Below are 21,143 nucleotides of genomic sequence, written 5' to 3'. Positions count from 1 at the left end.
AAAGAATAACACTGAGAACTCAGCTGTTCATGAAGTCATTCAAAACGGACTTTATGAACAGCTGTTTTTACATTAAAGGAGATCATACTAATGAAAAAAATCACATCGATCCTCACTATTTGTTTGTTAGGCTTTATGTTAAATTTCACAGTAAAAGAAGTGCACGCACATGAATTTACGGACATTCAATCGTACCCATCTGCTGACTCTATCGAATGGGCTTATTCAAAAGGATTGGTCGGTGGTTTCGAAGATCATACCTTCCGGCCAAATAGCTGGCTCACAGAAGCCCATTTCGCTGCGATTCTTACGCGTTACTACAAGGTAATTCAAGATGAAAGTGCACTATATATAGCCCATGATAATAAAATATGGTCGAACAGTATATATGAAGCATTAGCAAGATTTAAAGTACCTTTAGTCGGCTATGAGGATAGAAGTTACCGGAATAAACCCGTGACTCGAGGAGTTTTGGCACAAGTCATTTCGTACGTGAACGGCCAAGCTTATCAACTGGAGAAATCCATACAGTATTTATTCGACGAGCAGATTACAGTTGGACAAGTTCCACATGCTAATACATTACTCGAGAAGTATGGAGCTAAAAATCGTTTGACCCGGGCACAGGCCGTATTATTCTTCCATCGACTAGATCAGCAGAACAAAAAGGAAGTAGCACCAACTGTTCTCCAGGATAAATTGCCGGCTGGAAGTAATTCTGCAGTCGTAAATAAAGTAAAGCTACAGGCTATCTCACGGGTGGATCCACGCGTAAAACCTACCATTTTCTTGCCTGCAGATAAATATATTGAAGGCCAGCTACTGCCAGAGAAACCTATCTATATAAAAGGAGTTTTACTTGTCAACAAGCAGTATCCTTTGCCGAAGAACTATGCGCCTGGCGAAGACCGGACTGCACGTGCACAATTTACGAAGATGGCTGCTGATGCGAAGAAGTCAGGCATCAAATTAACTGCATTTAGCACGTATCGTTCATTTGATTATCAAACGAATTTATACACAAAATATGTAAAACGAGACGGAACAAAAGCAGCTGACCGTTATAGTGCCAGACCCGGGTATTCTGAACATCAATCAGGACTTGCATTTGATATCGGTGAAGCGAATGCTCCGAGACATTGGGCGAATGCGTCATTTGGTTCAACCAAGGCTGGGAAATGGCTGGCAACAAATGCATACCGATATGGTTTTGTCATGCGGTATCCTAAAGGAAAAGAAGACATTACGGGCTATATGCATGAATCTTGGCATTACCGCTATGTTGGATTGGCACTCGCTAAAGAGATATATGTAAAACAAAACACTATAGAAGAGTATGTAGGATTAAGGGAATAGTTATACAGAAGTACTCTATCAGTTCATGGACTATATGTTCTGGTAGATTCTTTGCATTCTTTTAAGATTATCTAGTAGTATAGCGGGAAAAACATGTGAAAGGAGCTGAATATAATGAAAAAAAGAATCTATATAAGCAATGTCATTTTATCACTCGGTTTATTGAGTGCGTGCTCTGCTGAAACAGAAACAGAAAAAACTTCTATTGAACAACCCTCGAAATCAGAAGGAGAAACACTTACTGTTCAAGATCAGGAATCAAATGGAGAGCAAATAGCATCTGAACAGATAGACGATTTGACACAAGAGGAAGTACTCTCGGCCATAAAGGATCAAATTTCTACTACAAACTTTGACATAGTGTTGCCTGATAAATTACCGATTACAACGGACCAACATCTAACAGCTACTACAAGTTCCGAGTCCACAACGTATCAAATCACCTTTTTTGTTACGGATGAACCAGTTCCAATAAATAATGCAGCATTATTTGACGGGCATACAAAAAAGAAAAACTAGCGACTTTACTAGTGAATGATTATAAAGATCAAGAAGGGCAAGCAGAAACTAAAGTTGCGTTTGAAGATTACGCAAAAGTTGGAGGTGAAGAAGTGGATCTCGGTCATGATATTACGGGTTATCAAGATGCAGGTGTCGGAAACTTATGGACGAGTTGGAATGAGGGTAGATGGTCGCTTGCCACACATACATCAATTGAACAGCCAGAAAAAGGAGTAGACTTAGGTAGAAAAGCTGTAGACTACTTGGAAACTCACCGTCTTCCTATCCCGAAACAACATGGATCGATTCGGTTGGATGCAACAAGTGAAAATCATTATGCGATTTGGGCGAAAGGTTCTGTGGTCTATGAACTTTCCGAAGTGCAATCAGCAATGGACTTACTGGAGATAGTAGTTCATTTCCAATAAGATCATTCCCAAACTAAAAGGATATTGATAGACTAGGGGTATCAATATAATGGGGGTAAAGGAGTGATGACGGAATGACAGGCTGGATTTTCACAATCATTATAGCTATTGTTTTACCATTGTCATTCGTTATATATGCAATCCTTAAAAAACGATGGATCCCTTTCTTCCTAGGTGTTCTAGCGTTTACTGTATCCCAGTTGCTCATACGCATCCCACTTTTACAATACGTGGAAAAGAACAGTATAGACTTTTTGTTTTTTAGTAGTGTACATCCCATACAGTACGCTATCGTGCTTGGATTCTCCGCTGCGCTATTTGAAGAAGGAGCACGCTATCTTGCTATGCGGTATTTGATGAAGCAAAGGGACTGGCTATCAGGATTTTTATTTGGAGCAGGGCATGGTGGTATTGAAGCGCTGATACTTGTCGGCATTCCTATGCTCTCAGTGTATCCATTTACAGCAGGTAGCGGAATGCTTGCTTTAGCGGGTGTAGAGCGATTCTTTGCTATGCTGCTGCATATAGGACTGTCAATTATCGTCCTGCGCGGCATAAAACAGAAACGTCTTTCCTATCTGGTGATTGCTATTGCCATACATACAGCGATTGACTCAATGATTGGAATTTTGCCTGTATTTATTCCGCAAGAGTATGTGGTAGTATCAATAGAGAGTATTCTTGCATTCGTGGCGGTTAGCGTCATTAGCTACGGAATCTATAGTAAAAGGAGGGAAGTCTGGTAATGAAAAAACTTGTCCTATTGACTATGGCAGTCGTTTTATTGCTTGCTGCATGTGGTAAAAACACAGTAGATGAATCTGAGGCTGCTCAGTACATAGAAAAATCGAAAGAAGCCATCACGTTATTGAATGAAGAAAAATTTGATGATATGCGTGAAATGTTTGATGCCACGATGAAGGATTCTTTATCTGTGGAGCAACTAAAGGAAGTATCAGATATTGTGAAAGAATCAGGGGAGTTTGTCAATTTCGAAAAAGAGTCTGTTGCAAAAAAAGAGCAGTATTTTGTAGCGTCGATTGCTGCTGAATATAAAGAAGATAAACGTGTCTATACGATTACGTTTGATGACCAGCAACAAATCGCAGGATTTTTTGTGAAATAAATACCACTATAAAAGCCCTAACGAGATAAAGTACATTCTCGTTAGAGCTTTTTTTATGGATTTTGTTCAATTAAATTTTTTGGGCCAATTGTACAATCAAGTTAGCCACCTAAATCCAAACAAAAAAATGCCACTATAAAATTCGTGTATCATTGAAGTTGCGAGACTAACAATGAGAGGAAGTTTTATAGTGGCACAACTTGAGAGTACCATACAAAACCGTAAAAATAAACACCTGTCAGCTTTTGAGCGCGGTCAAATCGAGGCGCTTCACAAGGATGGACATACCAACCGAGAGATCGGTAGACGCTTAGGACGCGTTCATCAAACCATCGCGAATGAATTAAAGCGTGGAACCACAATCCAACTCAAAACTGGACGCACATCCTATACAGCCTATTTCGCTGAAACGGGACAGGCGATATATGAACGAAATCGACTTCAGTGCGGCGCAAAAAGTAAGCTGCTTATGGCCAATGAATTTGTCAATTTCGCGTGTGATAAAATCCTAGATCAGGACTGGTCACCAGACGCAGTCGTCGGGTTTACAAGCCTTCAAGAAGAGTGGAAAGACCGACCTACTGTGTCCACGAAAACCCTGTATAACTACATTGATTTAGACGTATTACGCGTTCGAAATATAGACTTGCCGATGAAACTGAGACGGAACACCAAAGTGAAACACATCCGAAGAAACCGTCGTATTTTGGGCATGAGCATCGCTGAACGTCCCGTTGAAATTGAAGATCGTCAAGAATTCGGTCATTGGGAAATTGATACGGTAGAAGGACAGAAGTCTGATGACAACGCATTATTGACGCTCGTTGAACGTAAAACGAGAAACTATTATGCCATCCTCCTAGATGATCAAGATCATGATTCGGTGGACTTTGCGATCAACCAGTTACGACAGGATTTTGGTGAGCTGTTTTCTCAAGTATTCAAAACGATTACGTCGGATAACGGCAGCGAGTTTTCTAATCTGACAAAGAGTCTTCAAGGTGTTACTGACGTCTATTTCGCTCGTCCATATGCACCGTATGAAAGAGGATCTAACGAGCGACACAATGGTCTGCTCAGACGATATATTCCCAAAGGAAAAGCAATTTCTGATTACTCTACAGAGTCTATTCAACGTATTTATCAGACACTGAATCAGTTGCCTAGGAAGATTTTGAACTATCGACAGCCATCCGTTTTGTTTGAAGAAGAGTTGGCTAGGTTAGCATAGTATTTCCAAAACTAACCCGTTAATTGAGGGATCACATTCCCCTTCATACATACACTGGATTTTATCTAAGTGGCTAATTTAATATTGCAATTTAGGATTAAATTTTTTGTGCAAAACCTAGAGAGAATCTTTCCGAAAAAAGAATTGTATGAACATGGATGGAATGAAGTTGACGCTGACAATGCTCATCCGATAACGATGTATCGATTTATTATTGACCATTTACTATTTCTTTTGATTTGGTATGATCAATCGTTCTGGCCCCATATAGAATACGGCTAGTATAGAAATGGCAACCGGAATGAGTGCCCATAGAAATGTCGTAGAAATAGAATTAGACATAGCATTTGTCATGACATTCAATATATCTTCTGGAATGGTTTTGCGGACTTCAGGTAAAAAAGCGTTTTGTATACTACCCACGGCACTATTGTCTCCGTTAGGGAGTTTAGCAAAACCGGATGCCAATTCACTTGCCAATAATTTGGTTTGGATTGCTCCGAAGATCGTGATGCCCAGTGCCAATCCTAATGATCGGAAAAAAGCATTTGTTGAGTTGGCTGAACCTCTGAATCGGAAATCCATATTGTGCACAGTGGCAGCTGGTAAAAGTGAGAAGGAAAATCCGACACCAAATCCAACAAACATCATATAGAAAGATAGGATGGAACGAGAAGTATCAGGGGTAATCGTACTCATCAATAGCATTCCGATCGAATAGGCAATTACGGAAATAACCATGATTTTTCGATAACTCGTTTTAGTCTGTAAGATACCGCCCAGCGCACTTCCGACGACCGATCCAAGTAACATCGGCATAAGGATAATTCCGGCATTCGTTGCGGAGCCACCATATACAGCTTGCACGAAAAGAGGAATGAAGATTGTTAAACCTATGAAAGTAGCACCGTAAAGAAGTGCTAAGACTTGTGAAGAGGCGAAAAGACGGCTTTTGAACATCCAAAATGAGATAATCGGTTCTTTCGCTTTCGTCTCTGCTACTAAAAATATAATGAAAAATACCGTAAATAGACTAAATAATGTAATGCTTTGCCAAGAGGACCACGCAAATTGTTTACCGCCAAATTCAAGTCCAAACATCAAACTGACAATGGCAGTGACTAGTGTAATCGCACCGAGCCAATCAATAGCTTGCTTGGAAGGTTCAGTTGCTTCTTTATAAAAGCGATAAATTAGAAATAAGGAAACGAGTCCAATGGGAATATTGACATAGAATACCCAATGCCAACTAATAGACTCCGTAATCCAAGCACCAAGTAATGGACCGATGACACTGGATGCTCCAAAGACTGCACCTAGAATACCTGTCATTTTGCCACGTTTTTCTGGAGGGAATACGTCAAATACAATAGTGAACGCGATGGGAAGTAAAGCGCCTCCGCCAATTCCTTGAATAGCACGAAAAACAGCTAACTGTGGCACGGATTGTGCAACACCGCATAGTGCTGAACCAATCATAAAAACAATAATACCAAACATGAAAAATCTTTTGCGGCCATACATATCTGATAACTTACCAAAAATCGGCATCCCGGCAAGTACAGCTACTGCGTAAGCAGAAGTAATCCATATATAACTATCGACTCCACCTAAATCACCTAGAATTGACCCGAGTGCAGTTGCGACAATGGTATTATCCATCGCGGACATTAAAATACCGAGCAAGATACCAGCTAGAACTAAACGCAGCGTTTTCTTATCATCCATTTATTCCACTCCTTTAACGCCTGCACTTCATAAGAATATATGAGCTACTTAATTTTAGCAGTATTATTCTCTCAGTGCATGATTAATATGTTCCTCAAATCAAAAAACTGTTAAGTGTTCTAGTCATCATTTTTTGCGTTATAACATCATTGAAATACAATAGAAGAAAATCGTATAGAGGTGAAGTTATGAAAAAAATATTATGGTTAATCGTAACCGTTTTAGTATTAGCAGCTTGCGGTACGACAAATGAAGGTAAGAAAGAAGAAGTCTATCAAACAGTAGATTTGAAGGATATTGAAACCTTGCAAAAGGAAGGCGATATAGTATTGGATGTAAGAGAAATAGATGAATTTGAAGACGGGCATATTATAGGGGCAATTAATATGCCTTTATCACAAATACAAACTGGTGATAGAACTGGTTTGGATAAAGACCAGAAGTATGTCGTCGTTTGCCGAAGTGGAAGCCGTTCGAAGACGGCAAGTGAGATTTTATTCGACGAAGGGTATGATGTAATCAATGTTTCAGAAGGCATGTCAACTTGGCAGGGTGAAGTAGAATAAAGAGAAAACAATCGACTGCCTACTAGCTATCGATTGTTTTGTATATTGCTTGTACAGTATGTAAGCTACAAAATAGCTTGAAGTAAAATGAATAATTGATTCCACGTGTCATAAAGGACAATAGAGGGTATTTGATAACAGAATAGAAAATTGCGATAGCAGGTAAAGGTGGAGGAGATAGAGTATGGTGAAAGAATATGATTTGCTAGTGGTCGGAACCGGAAATGCAGGGTCCCTTGCGGCAATAAAATGTAAGAAAGAAGGCTGGAGCGTTGCGATTATCGATGACCGGCCCTTTGGGGGGACCTGTTCTCAGCGAGGTTGCGATCCGAAGAAAGTATTGGTAGGAGCAGCTGAATTAATAGATTGGAATAAACGTATGCACGGAAAAGGTATCGAAGAAGATAGCAAAATTAATTGGTCAGAATTAATGGAATTCAAACGAACGTTTACTCAAACGATACCTGAAGATACAGAAGAGAAGTATGGAAAACTAGGAATTGATATGTATCATGGCAAGGCAGTTTTTCAAAGTGAAACGGAATTAAAAGTCTGTTCAGATGTATTGAAAGGGAAAAAGATTCTTATTGCTACAGGTGCAGAACCTATGAAAATGGATATAGAAGGTGAAGAATATCTGACGATGAGTGATGAGTTTATGGAACTGGATACACTTCCAAAACGTATCGTATTTATAGGTGGCGGATTTATTTCATTCGAATTTGCACATGTTGCTGCAAGGGCAGGATCTGAAGTGCATATTTTGCATAGAAGTGAAAAGGCTTTAAAAAACTTTGATCAAGATTTGGTGAAAATGCTGATTAAACGTTCCAAGGAAGTAGGTGTGCATGTACATCTTAATACACCTGTAAACGGAATTGAGAAATGTGGTAATGCATTTGTGGTTAAAGGAGAACAAGAAGATCGTGAAGTAGAATGGAAAGCGGATCTTGTTGTACATGGAGCAGGTCGCGTACCTGCACTAGACATGGACTTGGAAAAAGGAAATGTGAAGTGGGATAAACAAGGTGTATGCGTTAATGAATATATGCAAAGTGTTAGTAACCCTAATGTATACGCAGCGGGTGATGTGGCTTCAAGCGACGCACCTCCGTTAACGCCTGTTGCGACGATTGAATCACATGTAGTGGCTTCGAATCTTCTCAACGGGAATAATAAGACAGCAGATTATCCAGTAGTTCCTTCTGTTGTATTCACTGTTCCAAAGTTAGCATCAGTCGGAATGAGCGAACAAGAGGCAAAAGAGTCCGGTTTGAAAGTGTTCGTAAAGTCACAAGATGCAACGGAGTGGTTCACATATAGACGAACGAACGAAGGGGCAGCGGCATTTAAAGTAATTATCGATCAAGAGAAAGATGTCGTGCTCGGCGCCCACCTATTGAGTGGGGAAGCGGATGAACTAATTAACCATTTTGCCCTAGCGATTCGTTTCCAAATTCCTGTCGAAGAATTAAAGAAGATGCCATTCGCATATCCAACAGTAGCTTCTGATATTTCGTATATGCTGTAATGGTATCAAGACTTTTCCCTATCCTACTGCTGGATAGGGAATTTTTAATTAAGGGAAGTATATTCTGATCATGTGAAAGACAATGAAATTGACTCTTATAACCAAGCCACGTTATCCTGTACAATGACGTAGATAATTAAGAGATATCTAGATGTATTACATAGTAGACAGGAGGAATGAACGATGATCAAACGCGCATTAACTATCGCTGGTTCTGCTGCACGTGGAGGAGCAGGAATCCAAGCAGATTTGAAAACGTTCCAGGAGTTTGATGTATTCGGTACAACAGCCGTTACAGCGATTGTTGCGAGAAACCCTCGAACGGGTCAAGGCATATTCCCTCAATCTTGGGAAGCGATTGAAGCGCAATTAGTAACAATACATGAAGATATCGGTGTCGATGCGATGAAGACGGGTATGTTGTTCACTAAAGAGATTATTGTCAATGTGGTGGAGTGGATCAAGCAGTCCGCAATTCAAAATATCGTAGTAGATCCAGTAATGATTGGAAAAATGGGCTCGGCACTGTTGAAAGACGATGCAATGGAAGCAATGCAGAAGCAATTGATTCCTCTTGCAACGATTATTACACCGAATATGCCAGAAGCTTCTTATTTATTAGGGGGTATGGAGCTAAAATCGGTCAACGATTTAAAAGAAGCCGCACGACGCTTGTTTGAAATGGGACCGAAGTTCGTCTTAGTTAAAGGCGGCAGGTTGGAAGGACCTGCAGTGGATGTGTTGTACGATGGAAAACAGTTCTATCTACTTGAAGCGCCAAGAATTGATACGATCAATACGAATGGAGCGGGTTGCAGTTACTCTGCAGCTATTACAGCGGGTCTGGCAAAGGGACAAACAGTGCAAGATGCCGTAATTGAGGCGAAAAAGTTCATCACAGCCGGCATTCGCCACTCCCTAACCTTTAAAGCAGGAGTCGGTCCAACCTATCATGCGGCTTATGGTAAGTATGATGAGACAAGTTGTAAGGTAACGATTGAACAAGAATGATTTCAGAAAGCCATACAAATGAAAGGATGTCTAGGAAGTAGTAACACTTCTAGGACATCCTCTTTTGTATAGTTTAAGTTTAAAAGCAAGTGCTTGTTAGAGTGAGTGAGTTTGTGAGTGGTTCGGGATGAAAGCTCCAGTTGGCGGACGCTTTCCCAGTCGCCGCCAACTGGAGCTTCCACCCTACCTCTTGTAGAGGAGGTACTTAGATCACTCACGGTAGGTAGTTTGTGAATTATTATTTTGTCTTAACTTATTTAGATTCAAGTATCAAAGTTCAAAATTTATTACAACACTTACTTTAATGCGTAATAAAAAGTATATCCCACTCGTATTGCAAGGGATTGGAGTGCAGAGCGGCGACTCCCGCGGGAATAGCATGAGCCTTGAGACCCCGCAGGAAGCGTAGCGAACGAGGAGGCTCAAGCCATGCCCGCAGGAAAGCGTCCGCTCGGAACGGAAATCCCCACCCCTACACACTGCCTTTCGCTCTTCTTAACTTCCTATATTTTACATATAAGTAGTAATCGCATCAATTGGCAGTCGAGTAGAGCCGTAAGCAGGTGAAGCGGCTTTGCCTAGCGCGATCAGCACAAGTGGCTCGTAGCGAGACTCAAGCTCGAACGACTCCGCAAACTGTTGCTTATCAAATCCACCCATCGGCACCGTATCATACCCCCTAGCCTTCGCAATCAACATCAACTGCATCGAAACTAGACCCGCGTCAAACGTCGCAATATTGCGTCTCGCCTCAAGTGGTGCGTTCGGATAAGCCGCCTTGGCATTATTAATTTGAATCTGCACATGCTCCTCATCTATATTTCCTGCAGCTAAATTCGAAAGATAAATCTCATCAATATTATGATACATTTCCGTATCACCGATCACCGCGATAATAGCCGACGCGGTTTCGATTTGTTCTTGATTAAATGAAAAACGATTGATTTTCTTCTTCAACTCTTGATCTTGTATAACTAGAAAACGCCATGGCTGCAAGTTACTCGAAGATGGCGCAGAAGTTGCCTCATCCAGCATAGTCGTAATATCTTCTTTATCGATTGTATAGTTCGCATCAAACTTTCTAACAGATTTGCGTGCATGCATAACTTCCAATAACTCATCGTAATGTTGGGACATAATATAAAACTCCTCTTAATAATGTTATTTTACTTACTATTAGTAAGTTAATTTCAAGATTACTATTAGTAAGCTTGTTTGTCAAACATGAATGTGATAAAGTGAAGGAAGTACAGGATTGGGGTTTTGCTAATGAAGAAAAATGAAGAGTTTGTTCAGTCGGTAAATCCTAAAGGTCAAAAAAGTTGCGATAGTTTCCACAATACAATCGAGTTTATCGGTAAGCGTTGGATGGGAATTATCATTTATCATTTATTAGATGGACCCAAAAGGTTCTTTGAGTTATCGGCGGAGATCGAAGGAATATCAGATCGTCTTCTAACGGAGAGATTGCGTGAGTTGGAAGCGCATGGTTTGGTCATCAAAAATCAATCCGATCCAACGGTTAGAAAAGTAGAGTATGAGCTTACTGCAAAAGGTAAAGAATTAGAAGGTATTATTCAGGCCATTTTTGAGTGGGTTAAGAAAAATGGTGGCTGTCAGAAGGAGAGAATGAATTGATTAGAGAAAACGCGAAACTATTTAACGACGTTCCGTTATCCATATTAGATTTAGCCATGATCAATGAAGGTAGCCATGCAGGGCAATCGTTCAAAAACAGTGTGGATCTTGCGCAACATGCAGAAGATTGGGGATTCAATCGTTACTGGTTGGCAGAGCATCATAATATGCCCGGCGTTGCAAGTTCCGCTACATCGATTATCATTGGACATGTAGCGCAAATGACCAAGGAAATTCGAGTGGGATCTGGTGGCGTCATGTTGCCAAACCATGCGCCATTAGTAATTGCAGAGCAGTTTGGTACACTAGACGCGATGTATCCAGGCCGTATTGATTTGGGATTAGGCCGTGCGCCGGGTAGCGACCAGGCAACAGCCTATGCACTTCGTCGCACGTTACAAAGCGGTGGAGAAGATTTCCCTCAACAAGTGGAAGAGTTGCGTATGTACTTTGAAGGTAATCCAACTGACCGTGTTCGTGCATTTCCAGGTGCAGGGCAGGATGTTCCTATTTGGTTGCTTGGTTCAAGTGGCTTTAGTGCTCAATTGTCGGCAGAACTTGGCTTGCCATTTTCATTCGCCAGCCACTTTGCGCCACAATTTATGATGCAAGCATTGCAAATCTACCATCAAAATTTCCGGGCTTCGAAAGATCTTCAGAAGCCACATGCCATGATGGGCGTAAACTTGATTGCTGCGGATACTGACGAAAAAGCCCAGTATCTGGCTACATCTATGCAACAGCAATTCTTGAATATCCGTCAAGGTAAAATGATCCAGTTCCAACCACCGATTGATGATATTGATGCGCAGTGGTCGCCGTTTGAACAAGAAGCGGTAGCGCAGCAAAGTCAATCACCATCTGTTATTATTGGTAGTCCTGAAACAGTAAAACGTAAATTGGAAGAGTTCGTAGATATGACGAAAGCGAATGAATTGATTATCAGTTCAGGTATATTCAATCATGAAGACCGACTTCGTTCATATGAAATCCTAAGCGAAATAATGAAATAATAGAAAAGCATCTGCTTTACAGGAGTAAAACCTGCAAAGCGGATGCTTTTATTTATCTAACTTATTGTGCTTCAATTTCTTCAGTCAGCTTCTCGATTTCATCGATTAATCCACCGATATAAGAGATCGTATCGCGCAATGGTTTGTCTGTCGTGATATCGATTCCCGCCATTTTTGCGAGTTCCGCTGGTTTCTTTGAACCGCCTGCACGTAAAGTGTTTAGCCAATCTTCAACAGCTGGTTCTCCCTCTTGCAATACGCGTTTTGCCATCTCAGTAGAAATCGTTAATCCAGCACTGTATGTGTACGGGTACAAGCCCATGTAATAATGTGGTTGACGCATCCATGTCAATTCTGCACCTTCATTTATTCTCACGCTGTCTCCCCAGAATTCTTCAAGTACGCCACGTTTCAAATCATTCAAAATAGTGGCATTGACATTGCCGCCTGCATCCACAAGTTCGTACACTTTACGCTGGAACGCGGCTTCAAGCAGATGCGTAACGAAATTATGGTAATACGTTCTGGCTACGATAGAAGATAGTACCCAACGCTTAAATTTCGGGTCATTGGAATTCTTCAATAAATGATTAGCCATCAGCATTTCATTCATAGTTGAAGGAGCTTCGATGAAGTACAGTGACGATTGTGAGTTAAACAGATTTTGTGCTTCATTGGCATAATTGAAATGTCCGGCATGGCCTAATTCATGAGCCAGTACAAAGACATCTTCCATGCTGCCTGTCCACGAAATCAATATGAATGAGCCACTGCCGTAAGGGCTTGCACAAAATGCACCTGTAGATTTTCCTTCATTTTGCGCAAAATCAATCCGGCGTTCTGAATAGGCACGGTTCACCATATCAAGATAATTTTCACCCATAACAGAAAGGGCATCATTCATATATTTTTTAGATTCTTCGACTGTAATTGAAGGTTCATATAATGGATCTACTGGCATTTTTAAGTCTGCAAATGTCATTTCATCCAGACCGTAGATGTTCTGAAGAAGTTTCGCATACTTGCGCATATGGGGTGCTAGTTCTTCCATGATTACATCAATTTGGCGATTGTACATGGAACGATCTACGTCTTGTTCCATCAATAAATAATCAATAACAGAGTCATAACCACGTAAGTCAGAAGTCGTTTTTTCCATCTGTACATGCATATCATAGGTTTTGGCAGTTGTATGTTGATATTTGCGCAATGTATCACTGAATGTTTTAAAGGCTGCACGTCTTACTGGCGTCTTCGGTTCAGACTCCCATTTCCCTTCGAATAATACATAGCTTAAAGGATAAGCTTTTCCGTCTGAAGTGAAATCAGGGAAGTTAATATCCGCCATTTTCGTCGTATTATACAATGAATACGGTGCCTGGAAAGAAGAAGAGAATGCAGCGAGTGTTTTCTCTACCTCGGGATGTAGTTGATGCGGTTTTTCCCGAATTATCTTATCGAATAAGCTGGCATACCCTTTTGATTGTTCACTCGCTTGCTGTAACGTTTGCTCAGAAAGCTCCGTTAATTCACTCATTATGAATGCAGTTTGGCTACCGATTTTCGCAGCGATTGAACCAAATTTACTTTCTCTCATCTGCGAATCATCATTTGTTAAATCGACACTTGCTGTCAACTCAGCATAACTCGAGATTTTGGTGAGTTTCTCCTGTAGACTGCGATATGCATCTAATGCTTGAATAGCGGAGTTTGCATCTGTAACGGTCCCTTTAAAATTTTTCTCGAAAGCAGCCGCTTCTTCTTTTGCATCTGCTAAGGCTTTCTGATAATCTTGCTCGTTTTCAAATAGAATGTGTAAATTCCAAGTTTCTTGTTCGTTTACTTGGGCGCGTTTAGGTAAGCTTTTCACCAATGTGAATCTCTCCTTCAAATCGATTATTCGGTTGCCGAATTAATTACTAGTATAATACAATGAATGTTCAGAGTACAAAGTTATGGTTTATTGGAAATGATAAAATCCATTAGCCAATCTACTTGCATAGGACCATTGACAACTTCGTAGTATAGGCGATCATTATGGATTAAAACTCCTTCTTCAATTAGAATGGTCATTCGATTTCCAGTCTCGTCTTGTAAATCAATTGTGAAGAGCGATTGATCGTCAAACAATTGCAGTGTGTCCGGATCTATTCTCTCATAATCATATGCTTGGAGAAATGATAGCAATCGGTCTATTTCTTCAGCTTCGTCTACTTTCCAAGTAACGGCATGTCGTGCTTGAGAGCCAGGTTGCCGAAAAGTGATTGAAGAGTAAGGATTTAAACCATTTAGCTGTTGGTCTTGTAGTCGCTCAAAAGGATGGGAGGAAGCTTCATCAATTGTCTGAATCATGACATAAAATCCTCCAGCCACTAGCAGTGCCAATATCACACCACGTATTTTCATTAGAATTCCCTCCTTCCGCAAAATAACGTTTCTCACTAGTATATGAATGTAGTAGTGAAGATACGCACATAACTATCAGTGTAATGATAGTTATTTCGTTTTGGCTCGATATTTCAATATTCGGAATGTATAATAGAGAGACTCATCTGAAAGGGAGGTACTAACTATGAAAGAATATGTTACACATGCAGTCCAGGACGATTATGCGGATGACTTTTCATGGTGTTATGGTTGTGGGAGTCTCAATGAGGAAGGAAATCATTTCCGAACAGGTTGGGAAGGCAATCAGACGGCTACCTATTCTTTACCGCCAGAAAAATATACTGCCATACCAGGATTTGTGTACGGAGGATTTCTAGCTTCATTTTTGGATTGCCATAGTACGGGGTCTTGCGCGCTCGCATTACACCGGAAAAATGGTCATGAACCAGGTGATGGATCTGTTCCTCCACGCTTTGTGACAGCTTCCTTGCAGATTACATATAGTAAGCCGACACCACAAGGAGTAGTATTAAAGGCTGTTGGGAACGTCACGGAGATTCACCCGAAGAAGTGGAAGGTCGCAGTAGAAATTTTCGCAGGCGATGAACTATGTGCCACTGGAGAAGTAGTAGGGGTTGTCATGCCTGCTACATTCACGAAGTAAAATAGACAACTAGATAAGGTGTGACCAGAGGGTATGAATAAATCTCCACAGACTGCCGTAGCGAATCCGGTATTTCCAATCATGATCGCGATTGCAGTATGTCATTTATTCAACGACACACTGCAGGCAGTGATTCCGGCGATGTTGCCGATTTTGGAAAAGGAATTTCAATTTAGTTATAAACAATTAGGTTTCATTGTATTTGCATTGAACATCGTAGCTTCTCTACTTCAACCCGTTGTAGGATATTTGAGTGATCGTAAGCCGAAGCCGTTTGCTTTGCCTATAGGTATGACATTTTCAATGGTCGGAATTGCGGGGTTAGCATTGGCGCCAAGTTATTGGCTGATTATTCTTTCCGTTATGTTGCTCGGGTTAGGATCAGCTATCTTTCATCCAGAAGGTTCCCGTGTATCGTTTTTGGCTGCAGGAGACAAGCGTGGACTTTCACAGTCTATCTATCAAGTAGGAGGTAACACAGGCCAGGCACTTGCACCGTTAATTAGTGCATTTGTTCTCGTTCCCCTAGGCCAAATAGGCGCAGCGGTTTTCGTTTTAGTAGCTGCAGCAGGAATTGCCTTGCTATCCCGTATTTCCATCTGGTATAAGAAGCAGCTCGATGAAGAACGTTTAGGTAAGCGGAAGAAAGTACTATTGACGACAATGGAAAACCTGACTAAGAAACAAGTTGTCATTGCGTTGACATTATTAATGGTCATCATATTTGCGCGTTCATTCTATGTAACGAATATTACGAGCTTCTATATTTTCTATCTGATCGAAAACTATGGCATGACGATCCAACATGGTCAGTTGTATATTTTCCTATTCTTGGCTCTAGGTGCTGTCGGAACGTTTTTCGGTGGACCGATGGCAGATCGTATGGGACGAAAAAAAGTGATTGTCTTGTCGCTTGTCGTACCATTGCCGCTAAGTTTATTACTTCCATATGCTCCTGTGTGGGGAATCATATTACTACTACTAACCATTGGATTCTTTATCATGCTTAGCTTTTCGGTTACTGTCATCTATGCTCAAGAGCTCGTACCTTCGAAGATTGGTACGATGGCCGGATTAACCGTAGGATTAGCTTTTGGAATGGGAGCTATTGGTGCAGTTGCCATAGGAAGTCTTATCGACTATATTGGAATCTATCAAACGATGATTATTACGTCGTTCTTACCGTTCATTGGTTTAGTTGGTTTAGCTTTACCACGTGATCAAAAGATTACATCAGCTTCATAATCAGATTACTAGTTTTATCATCATGAAAAGTAGGTGTACGAAATGAAAGTAGTCAATAATATGGCGGAATTAATTGGCGATACTCCGCTAGTAAGAGTACGAACGCTCGGCGAAACTACAGGTGCTGCTGTATATGTGAAACTGGAGTACTTTAATCCGAGCCGAAGTGTAAAAGATCGTGCAGCTTATCAAATGTTAGTAGAAGCCGAAAAGAATGGTGTGCTGAAACCCGGTGCCACGATTATCGAGCCGACATCAGGAAATACAGGAATCGGACTGGCCATGAATGCTGCTGCAAAAGGATATCCTGCAATTTTCGTTATGCCGGATAATTCTACAATTGAGCGTATTAACTTAATGAAGGCATATGGAGCCAAGGTTGTGCTTACACCTAGCGCAGAACGTATGCCGGGTGCGATCGCAAAAGCGAATGAAATTTCAGCGTCTATCGACAATAGTTTCATTCCTATGCAGTTTGAAAATAAAGCCAATCCAGATAGTCATAGGCATACAACTGCTGTGGAAATTATCGATGCGATTCAATCAATCGATCGCAAATTAACGGCTTTTGTCTGTACTTCAGGAACGGGTGGTACGGTAACGGGAACAGGCGAATCATTGAAGCAACATGACCCTTCGATTACAGTCCATGTAGTTGAGCCCGCAGGATCACCAGTATTATCGGGTGGTAAACCTGGAAAGCATAAACTGGTAGGTACAAGCCCAGGATTTATCCCTTCCGTATTAAATAGTACTGTATACGACGAAATTTTCCGTATTGAAGATGACGATGCATATAATACAGTCAGACAATTTGCTAGACAAGAAGGTGTATTACTCGGTCCGTCAGGTGGTGCATCTCTGTATGCAGCATTGCAAGTGGCTAAGCGATTATCACCAGAAGATACAGTTGTTTGTATTGCACCGGATTCCGGCGAAAGATATTTATCGAGTGATTTATTTCAATAACTACTAGCGAAATTAACCTCTACCTACATCAGGTGGAGGTTTTTTTATGTAATATATTAGCAAGGTAGAGTAGTGAAAAGCTATCTCTACTGAATTACGACTATATTTTTAAAATAGATTGAAAAAATAATTTTAAATAGTATTGACAAATCCAATAGGAATGGTAGATTATATATATAAAACATATAAAGTTAGTAGGGATTAAAACGTAAACGAATGGAAAATGCTAATGAGGGGGAATCAACATGTATTTAGAAATTCAAGGCATTGAAAAGAGCTTTCCCCATAAAGACAAGGGAACGGTCAAGGTATTGGATAACATCAATCTTGAGATAGAAAAAGGACAGTTTGTTTCCATTGTAGGTCCTTCAGGTTGCGGGAAATCCACTATGTTGTATTTGATTGCAGGGCTGGAAAAAGCTGATCAAGGGAAAATCAGTATTGATGGAAAAGAAATTAAAGGTTCCGGCTCCGACCGCGTAGTCGTCTTTCAAGAAGCAGGATTGTTTCCTTGGTTGACAGTACTAGACAACGTTACATATGGGTTGCTTCTAAAGAAAATGCCGAAAAAAGAAGCAGAACAAAAAGCTATTGAGATGTTGAAAATGGTCCATTTAGGTAATTATATCGATTCCTATCCACATCAACTATCTGGAGGAATGAAGCAACGCGTATCTATTGCCCGTGCACTTGTGATGGAACCAGACATTCTTTTGATGGATGAACCATTTGCGGCACTAGATGAACAGACACGCATGGTACTTCATAAGGAGTTATTGGATATTTGGAGAAAAACGAAAGTAACGATTCTCTTCATTACGCATAATATCCGGGAAGCCGTATTACTTTCTCAAAAGATAGTCGTGTTTGCGACACGTCCCGGAAAAATTAAAGCGACTTTCATCTCCAAAGATTCCAAAGACGGTGTCATGCCTAGTGATGTGACGTTGCAACTAGAAAAACAGATTTTAGCTGAACTGCAAGAAGAAATAGAGAAGGTATTGAAGGAGGAGATGGGCGATGACTACAGCTTTAAGACGAATAGTGTTTCTCGGGATACTAGTGGCGATATGGGAAGTCACATCTAGACTATCGGATTTACCCGATTTTATGTTTCCGAGCTTCACGCAAGTTATGTCGACTTTGATTTCAGGACTCATCTCCGGACAAATCTTGACTGCAATCGGTGCGAGCCTCAGTAGATTACTAATCGGATTCACGATTGCTTCTATACTAGGGCTGGTGCTTGGTTATCTGATCTGGCGCTACAAAATCGTAGAAGACACACTTGGATTTCTCGTGACGGCATTACAGTCCATTCCGAGTATCGTCTGGTTCCCGCTTGCCATCATCTGGTTTGGTCTCAATGATTTTGCTATTTTATTTATCGTTACATTAGGCGCAACTTGGACAATGATTGTCAATGCAACGAGCGGGTTCAAAAACGTACCGGTGTTATATCAACGCGTAGCAAAATCATTAGGTTCTAGCGGGCTTCACTTTTTGCGGACGGTAATTTTGCCCGCATCTGTACCGCAATTGATTTCTGGTTTACGTATCGCATGGGCTTTCTCTTGGAGAGCGCTCATGGCAGGGGAATTGCTAGGTGCAAGCGTCGGTCTCGGTCAACTACTGGAAGCAGGACGCGCACTTGGACAAATGGATTTAGTTATTTCGGTCATGATCATCATCGGTGTGATCGGAACGATTATGGATAATGTATTATTCTTACGTTTGGAACGCAGTGTAGAGAGAAAATGGGGAATTCGGGCGTAAAACGCTCTAAGAAAAGGGGAATAGAATATGAATAAGAAATTATTGGGTGGACTACTTTCGGTATTTGCTATTGTAGGGATCTTATCAGGATGCGGAAAAACAGACGCAGGCAGCTCGGATAAAAGTGAAGTAAAGATTGGATACTTTCCGAACTTGACGCATATCGCAACGATCATAGGACTAGAAAATAATTATTTCGCGGAAGAATTCGGTGAAGATATTAAGATCACAACAAAAACTGTAAGTAACGGTGGGCTATTCATGGAAGCAATGGCTTCTAACTCGATCGATATCGGAACTGTTGGACCAGGACCTGTTATTAACTATTTCGTTAAAGATCCAAAATACCATATTGTATCCGGCGCAGTAAATGGTGGTGCAGTATTAGTAGCAGACGACAAGAGTGACATTAATGAATTGGCAGATCTTGATGGGAAGCGTATCGCTATACCAGTAATCGGAAGTACACAGGACGTAATGTTACGTAAAGCATTGAAAGACGTAGATTTAAAAGCAAAAGCGAATGGTGGATCAGTTGAATTCTTCGCGGCAGCACCCGCGGATACAGCGACTTTATTCATCCAAGATTCAGTTGATGGTGCAGCAACGCAAGAACCTTGGGGGTATATCTTACAAAATCAAGCAGGTGGTAAATTGATTTTGGACTGGGAGGACTTTGCTTGGGGTAAAGAGTCTACGAATACAGTAGTTGCCACTAGTGATGCATTCTTAGGAAATGAAAAACTATTAAATTCTTATTTAACAGCTCACGCAAAAGCAGTTCAGTTTGTTCGTGACGAGCCAGAGAAAGCGCAAGCGTTAGTTGTGAAGCATATCAAAGATCTGACAGGCAAAGAATTAAATAGCGATGAACTTGAAGCAGCTTTCAGCCGTATTGTCGTCTCAACTGATGTAAATGAAGATGTATTGCAAGAAATGGCTGATATCAGTCAGGAAGCAGATTATATTAAGAGCAATGAAATTGACGGATTGATTGATCTGGAAGCAATTAAAAAAATCACAGCACAATAATACTTAGCGGATATCCATTTGGGATATCCGCTTTTCTATTTCCGTATCATTTGGTAATTATCAGTCAAACAGGATATGCTACTATAATAGATAGAACATAATTTCGCTAGTTGAAAGGATGAGGACAGTGCTGGGAGATTTATTGAAAGAATCGAAACGTACTATCGTCTATACAGGAGCAGGTATGTCAACAGAAAGTGGATTACCTGATTTTCGTTCCGCTAAAACGGGCATGTGGGAAACTGAAGATCCTGCGAAAGTGGCAAGTACAACTGCTTTAAATGAACAATTTGAACAATTTCTACAGTTCTACAAGCAACGTGTCATTGCTGCGAAAGAAACGGGGCCACATGCTGGTCATGAGATATTGGCTAAATGGGAAAAGCAAGGACTAATCAACGGCATTATTACGCAAAACGTCGACGGATTCCACACGATGGCTGGATCAAAAAATGTCATGGAACTTCACGGAACACTTCGTAATGTACATTGTGAAACATGTGGTAAAGTGTACGACAATGAACGGTACGCGCATGATGAATTTTACTGTGACTGTGGCGGGAAATTACGACCGTCCGTTGTGTTATTTGGAGAGATGTTGCCAGAAGAAGCATTTATTCAATCGATTTTTGAAAGTGAGAAGGCAGATTTGTTCATCGTACTCGGTTCATCGTTGACTGTAACTCCAGCAAATCAATTTCCACTGATAGCAAAAGAACAGGGCGCGAAGTTGGTCATTGTTAATATGGAACCTACTGAAATGGATCGCTATGCAGACTTGGTCATCAACGAAAGAAAAATTGGTGAAGTGCTAAATGAAGCTGATAAAGCAGTAAAGAATAATTAAATAAGACAGAAGAATAGGTGTAGCAGATTAGGATGTTTTATACAGATCCGCTGTTACACTATTCTTCCTGTCTCTACTTATATATATGAAGAG

General features: G+C 40.8%; 22 protein-coding genes. 18 read left to right on the top strand and 4 right to left on the bottom strand.

Annotated elements, in window-relative coordinates; genetic code table 11:
• Nucleotides 1–90 precede the first annotated feature (90 nt).
• The 6 genes from SporoP32a_RS03385 (at nucleotide 91) to SporoP32a_RS03360 (ending at nucleotide 4,642) form a co-directional block, all read left to right on the top strand.
• Nucleotides 91–1,356: a D-alanyl-D-alanine carboxypeptidase family protein gene (locus SporoP32a_RS03385; protein ID WP_085426635.1), complete on the top strand. Its 1,266-nt coding sequence runs from the start codon at nucleotides 91–93 to the stop codon at nucleotides 1,354–1,356.
• 114 nt (nucleotides 1,357–1,470) lie between these two features.
• Nucleotides 1,471–1,875: a hypothetical protein gene (locus SporoP32a_RS03380; RefSeq protein ID WP_085426634.1), complete on the top strand. Its 405-nt coding sequence runs from the start codon at nucleotides 1,471–1,473 to the stop codon at nucleotides 1,873–1,875.
• A gap of 11 nt (nucleotides 1,876–1,886) precedes the next feature.
• On the top strand, nucleotides 1,887–2,285 hold the full coding sequence (locus SporoP32a_RS03375; protein WP_085426633.1) for a hypothetical protein: 399 nt from the start codon (nucleotides 1,887–1,889) through the stop codon (nucleotides 2,283–2,285).
• A gap of 74 nt (nucleotides 2,286–2,359) precedes the next feature.
• Nucleotides 2,360–3,031 (top strand): YhfC family glutamic-type intramembrane protease, encoded by a 672-nt coding sequence (locus SporoP32a_RS03370; protein WP_085426632.1) that lies wholly within the window; start codon nucleotides 2,360–2,362, stop codon nucleotides 3,029–3,031.
• Nucleotides 3,031–3,411 carry a DUF3887 domain-containing protein gene (locus tag SporoP32a_RS03365; RefSeq protein ID WP_085426631.1) on the top strand — a complete coding sequence of 127 codons (381 nt, stop codon included), beginning with the start codon at nucleotides 3,031–3,033 and terminating at the stop codon, nucleotides 3,409–3,411. The genes SporoP32a_RS03370 and SporoP32a_RS03365 overlap by 1 nt, the downstream gene beginning before the upstream one ends.
• A 187-nt stretch (nucleotides 3,412–3,598) precedes the next feature.
• Nucleotides 3,599–4,642 (top strand): IS30 family transposase, encoded by a 1,044-nt coding sequence (locus SporoP32a_RS03360; protein ID WP_420542311.1) that lies wholly within the window; start codon nucleotides 3,599–3,601, stop codon nucleotides 4,640–4,642.
• A 225-nt stretch (nucleotides 4,643–4,867) separates the two neighbouring features.
• On the opposite strand, the gene SporoP32a_RS03355 is transcribed toward SporoP32a_RS03360, so the two are convergent.
• A complete protein-coding gene (locus SporoP32a_RS03355) occupies nucleotides 4,868–6,370 on the bottom strand; it encodes an MDR family MFS transporter (RefSeq protein WP_085426629.1) in 1,503 nt (500 codons plus the stop codon).
• Between the two features lie 188 nt (nucleotides 6,371–6,558).
• On the opposite strand from SporoP32a_RS03355, the gene SporoP32a_RS03350 reads away from it, so the two are divergent.
• From SporoP32a_RS03350 to thiD, 3 genes are all read left to right on the top strand, one after another.
• Complete coding sequence (locus tag SporoP32a_RS03350) at nucleotides 6,559–6,936, top strand: rhodanese-like domain-containing protein (RefSeq protein WP_085426628.1); 378 nt, start codon at nucleotides 6,559–6,561, stop codon at nucleotides 6,934–6,936.
• A 184-nt stretch (nucleotides 6,937–7,120) separates the two neighbouring features.
• Nucleotides 7,121–8,467: a dihydrolipoyl dehydrogenase family protein gene (locus SporoP32a_RS03345; protein WP_085426627.1), complete on the top strand. Its 1,347-nt coding sequence runs from the start codon at nucleotides 7,121–7,123 to the stop codon at nucleotides 8,465–8,467.
• A 183-nt stretch (nucleotides 8,468–8,650) separates the two neighbouring features.
• Entirely contained in the window at nucleotides 8,651–9,478 is an 828-nt protein-coding gene (gene thiD, locus SporoP32a_RS03340) for a bifunctional hydroxymethylpyrimidine kinase/phosphomethylpyrimidine kinase (protein ID WP_085426626.1), read from the top strand.
• Between the two features lie 510 nt (nucleotides 9,479–9,988).
• Here thiD and SporoP32a_RS03335 read toward each other — a convergent pair.
• The gene (locus tag SporoP32a_RS03335) at nucleotides 9,989–10,615 is read right to left on the bottom strand and encodes a nitroreductase family protein (protein ID WP_085426625.1); all 627 of its coding nucleotides are present in this window, start codon (nucleotides 10,613–10,615) and stop codon (nucleotides 9,989–9,991) included.
• A gap of 132 nt (nucleotides 10,616–10,747) precedes the next feature.
• Between SporoP32a_RS03335 and SporoP32a_RS03330 the strand changes: the two genes are divergently transcribed.
• Nucleotides 10,748–11,116: a winged helix-turn-helix transcriptional regulator gene (locus tag SporoP32a_RS03330; RefSeq protein ID WP_085426624.1), complete on the top strand. Its 369-nt coding sequence runs from the start codon at nucleotides 10,748–10,750 to the stop codon at nucleotides 11,114–11,116.
• The gene (locus tag SporoP32a_RS03325; RefSeq protein WP_085426623.1) at nucleotides 11,113–12,129 is read left to right on the top strand and encodes an LLM class flavin-dependent oxidoreductase; all 1,017 of its coding nucleotides are present in this window, start codon (nucleotides 11,113–11,115) and stop codon (nucleotides 12,127–12,129) included. The genes SporoP32a_RS03330 and SporoP32a_RS03325 overlap by 4 nt, the downstream gene beginning before the upstream one ends.
• A 61-nt stretch (nucleotides 12,130–12,190) precedes the next feature.
• Here the strand turns inward: SporoP32a_RS03325 and pepF are convergent, their stop codons facing one another.
• Together pepF and SporoP32a_RS03315 are read right to left on the bottom strand one after the other, a co-directional pair.
• Complete coding sequence (gene pepF, locus SporoP32a_RS03320) at nucleotides 12,191–14,002, bottom strand: oligoendopeptidase F (protein ID WP_198166215.1); 1,812 nt, start codon at nucleotides 14,000–14,002, stop codon at nucleotides 12,191–12,193.
• Nucleotides 14,003–14,082: 80 nt separating this feature from the next.
• Nucleotides 14,083–14,535, bottom strand: a complete 453-nt coding sequence (locus tag SporoP32a_RS03315; protein ID WP_085426622.1) for a hypothetical protein — start codon at nucleotides 14,533–14,535, stop codon at nucleotides 14,083–14,085.
• A gap of 166 nt (nucleotides 14,536–14,701) precedes the next feature.
• Here SporoP32a_RS03315 and SporoP32a_RS03310 point away from each other — a divergent pair, with 166 nt between their 5' ends.
• The 7 genes from SporoP32a_RS03310 to SporoP32a_RS03280 all read left to right on the top strand — a co-directional run bounded on the left by SporoP32a_RS03310 (nucleotide 14,702) and on the right by SporoP32a_RS03280 (nucleotide 21,050).
• Nucleotides 14,702–15,181 carry a PaaI family thioesterase gene (locus SporoP32a_RS03310; RefSeq protein WP_085426621.1) on the top strand — a complete coding sequence of 160 codons (480 nt, stop codon included), beginning with the start codon at nucleotides 14,702–14,704 and terminating at the stop codon, nucleotides 15,179–15,181.
• Between the two features lie 33 nt (nucleotides 15,182–15,214).
• A complete protein-coding gene (locus SporoP32a_RS03305) occupies nucleotides 15,215–16,426 on the top strand; it encodes an MFS transporter (protein ID WP_085426620.1) in 1,212 nt (403 codons plus the stop codon).
• A 42-nt stretch (nucleotides 16,427–16,468) separates the two neighbouring features.
• Complete coding sequence (gene cysK / locus SporoP32a_RS03300) at nucleotides 16,469–17,395, top strand: cysteine synthase A (protein WP_085426619.1); 927 nt, start codon at nucleotides 16,469–16,471, stop codon at nucleotides 17,393–17,395.
• 245 nt (nucleotides 17,396–17,640) lie between these two features.
• The gene (locus SporoP32a_RS03295) at nucleotides 17,641–18,483 is read left to right on the top strand and encodes an ABC transporter ATP-binding protein (protein ID WP_085426618.1); all 843 of its coding nucleotides are present in this window, start codon (nucleotides 17,641–17,643) and stop codon (nucleotides 18,481–18,483) included.
• The gene (locus SporoP32a_RS03290; protein WP_085426617.1) at nucleotides 18,416–19,171 is read left to right on the top strand and encodes an ABC transporter permease; all 756 of its coding nucleotides are present in this window, start codon (nucleotides 18,416–18,418) and stop codon (nucleotides 19,169–19,171) included. The genes SporoP32a_RS03295 and SporoP32a_RS03290 overlap by 68 nt, the downstream gene beginning before the upstream one ends.
• A 27-nt stretch (nucleotides 19,172–19,198) precedes the next feature.
• Nucleotides 19,199–20,203 (top strand): aliphatic sulfonate ABC transporter substrate-binding protein, encoded by a 1,005-nt coding sequence (locus SporoP32a_RS03285; protein ID WP_085426616.1) that lies wholly within the window; start codon nucleotides 19,199–19,201, stop codon nucleotides 20,201–20,203.
• 127 nt (nucleotides 20,204–20,330) lie between these two features.
• Nucleotides 20,331–21,050, top strand: a complete 720-nt coding sequence (locus SporoP32a_RS03280) for an NAD-dependent deacylase (protein ID WP_085426615.1) — start codon at nucleotides 20,331–20,333, stop codon at nucleotides 21,048–21,050.
• Nucleotides 21,051–21,143: the final 93 nt, after the last annotated feature.

It is taken from the genome of Sporosarcina ureae, assembly GCF_002109325.1.
Classification (GTDB): Bacteria; Bacillota; Bacilli; order Bacillales_A; family Planococcaceae; genus Sporosarcina; species Sporosarcina ureae_C.
The sequence above is the reverse complement of the archived record's forward strand: the minus strand, read 5'-3'. Positions and strand labels throughout refer to the sequence as shown.

Bases quoted from the DNA above. Each gene is read 5' to 3' on its own strand.
- SporoP32a_RS03385 (WP_085426635.1), top strand. From the start codon at position 91: ATGAAAAAAATCACATCGATCCTCACTATTTGTTTGTTAGGCTTTATG.
- SporoP32a_RS03380 (WP_085426634.1), top strand. From the start codon at position 1,471: ATGAAAAAAAGAATCTATATAAGCAATGTCATTTTATCACTCGGTTTA.
- SporoP32a_RS03370 (WP_085426632.1), top strand. From the start codon at position 2,360: ATGACAGGCTGGATTTTCACAATCATTATAGCTATTGTTTTACCATTG.
- SporoP32a_RS03365 (WP_085426631.1), top strand. From the start codon at position 3,031: ATGAAAAAACTTGTCCTATTGACTATGGCAGTCGTTTTATTGCTTGCT.
- SporoP32a_RS03355 (WP_085426629.1), bottom strand. From the start codon at position 6,370: ATGGATGATAAGAAAACGCTGCGTTTAGTTCTAGCTGGTATCTTGCTC.
- SporoP32a_RS03350 (WP_085426628.1), top strand. From the start codon at position 6,559: ATGAAAAAAATATTATGGTTAATCGTAACCGTTTTAGTATTAGCAGCT.
- SporoP32a_RS03345 (WP_085426627.1), top strand. From the start codon at position 7,121: ATGGTGAAAGAATATGATTTGCTAGTGGTCGGAACCGGAAATGCAGGG.
- thiD (WP_085426626.1), top strand. From the start codon at position 8,651: ATGATCAAACGCGCATTAACTATCGCTGGTTCTGCTGCACGTGGAGGA.
- SporoP32a_RS03335 (WP_085426625.1), bottom strand. From the start codon at position 10,615: ATGTCCCAACATTACGATGAGTTATTGGAAGTTATGCATGCACGCAAA.
- SporoP32a_RS03330 (WP_085426624.1), top strand. From the start codon at position 10,748: ATGAAGAAAAATGAAGAGTTTGTTCAGTCGGTAAATCCTAAAGGTCAA.
- SporoP32a_RS03315 (WP_085426622.1), bottom strand. From the start codon at position 14,535: ATGAAAATACGTGGTGTGATATTGGCACTGCTAGTGGCTGGAGGATTT.
- SporoP32a_RS03310 (WP_085426621.1), top strand. From the start codon at position 14,702: ATGAAAGAATATGTTACACATGCAGTCCAGGACGATTATGCGGATGAC.
- SporoP32a_RS03305 (WP_085426620.1), top strand. From the start codon at position 15,215: ATGAATAAATCTCCACAGACTGCCGTAGCGAATCCGGTATTTCCAATC.
- cysK (WP_085426619.1), top strand. From the start codon at position 16,469: ATGAAAGTAGTCAATAATATGGCGGAATTAATTGGCGATACTCCGCTA.
- SporoP32a_RS03295 (WP_085426618.1), top strand. From the start codon at position 17,641: ATGTATTTAGAAATTCAAGGCATTGAAAAGAGCTTTCCCCATAAAGAC.
- SporoP32a_RS03290 (WP_085426617.1), top strand. From the start codon at position 18,416: ATGACTACAGCTTTAAGACGAATAGTGTTTCTCGGGATACTAGTGGCG.
- SporoP32a_RS03285 (WP_085426616.1), top strand. From the start codon at position 19,199: ATGAATAAGAAATTATTGGGTGGACTACTTTCGGTATTTGCTATTGTA.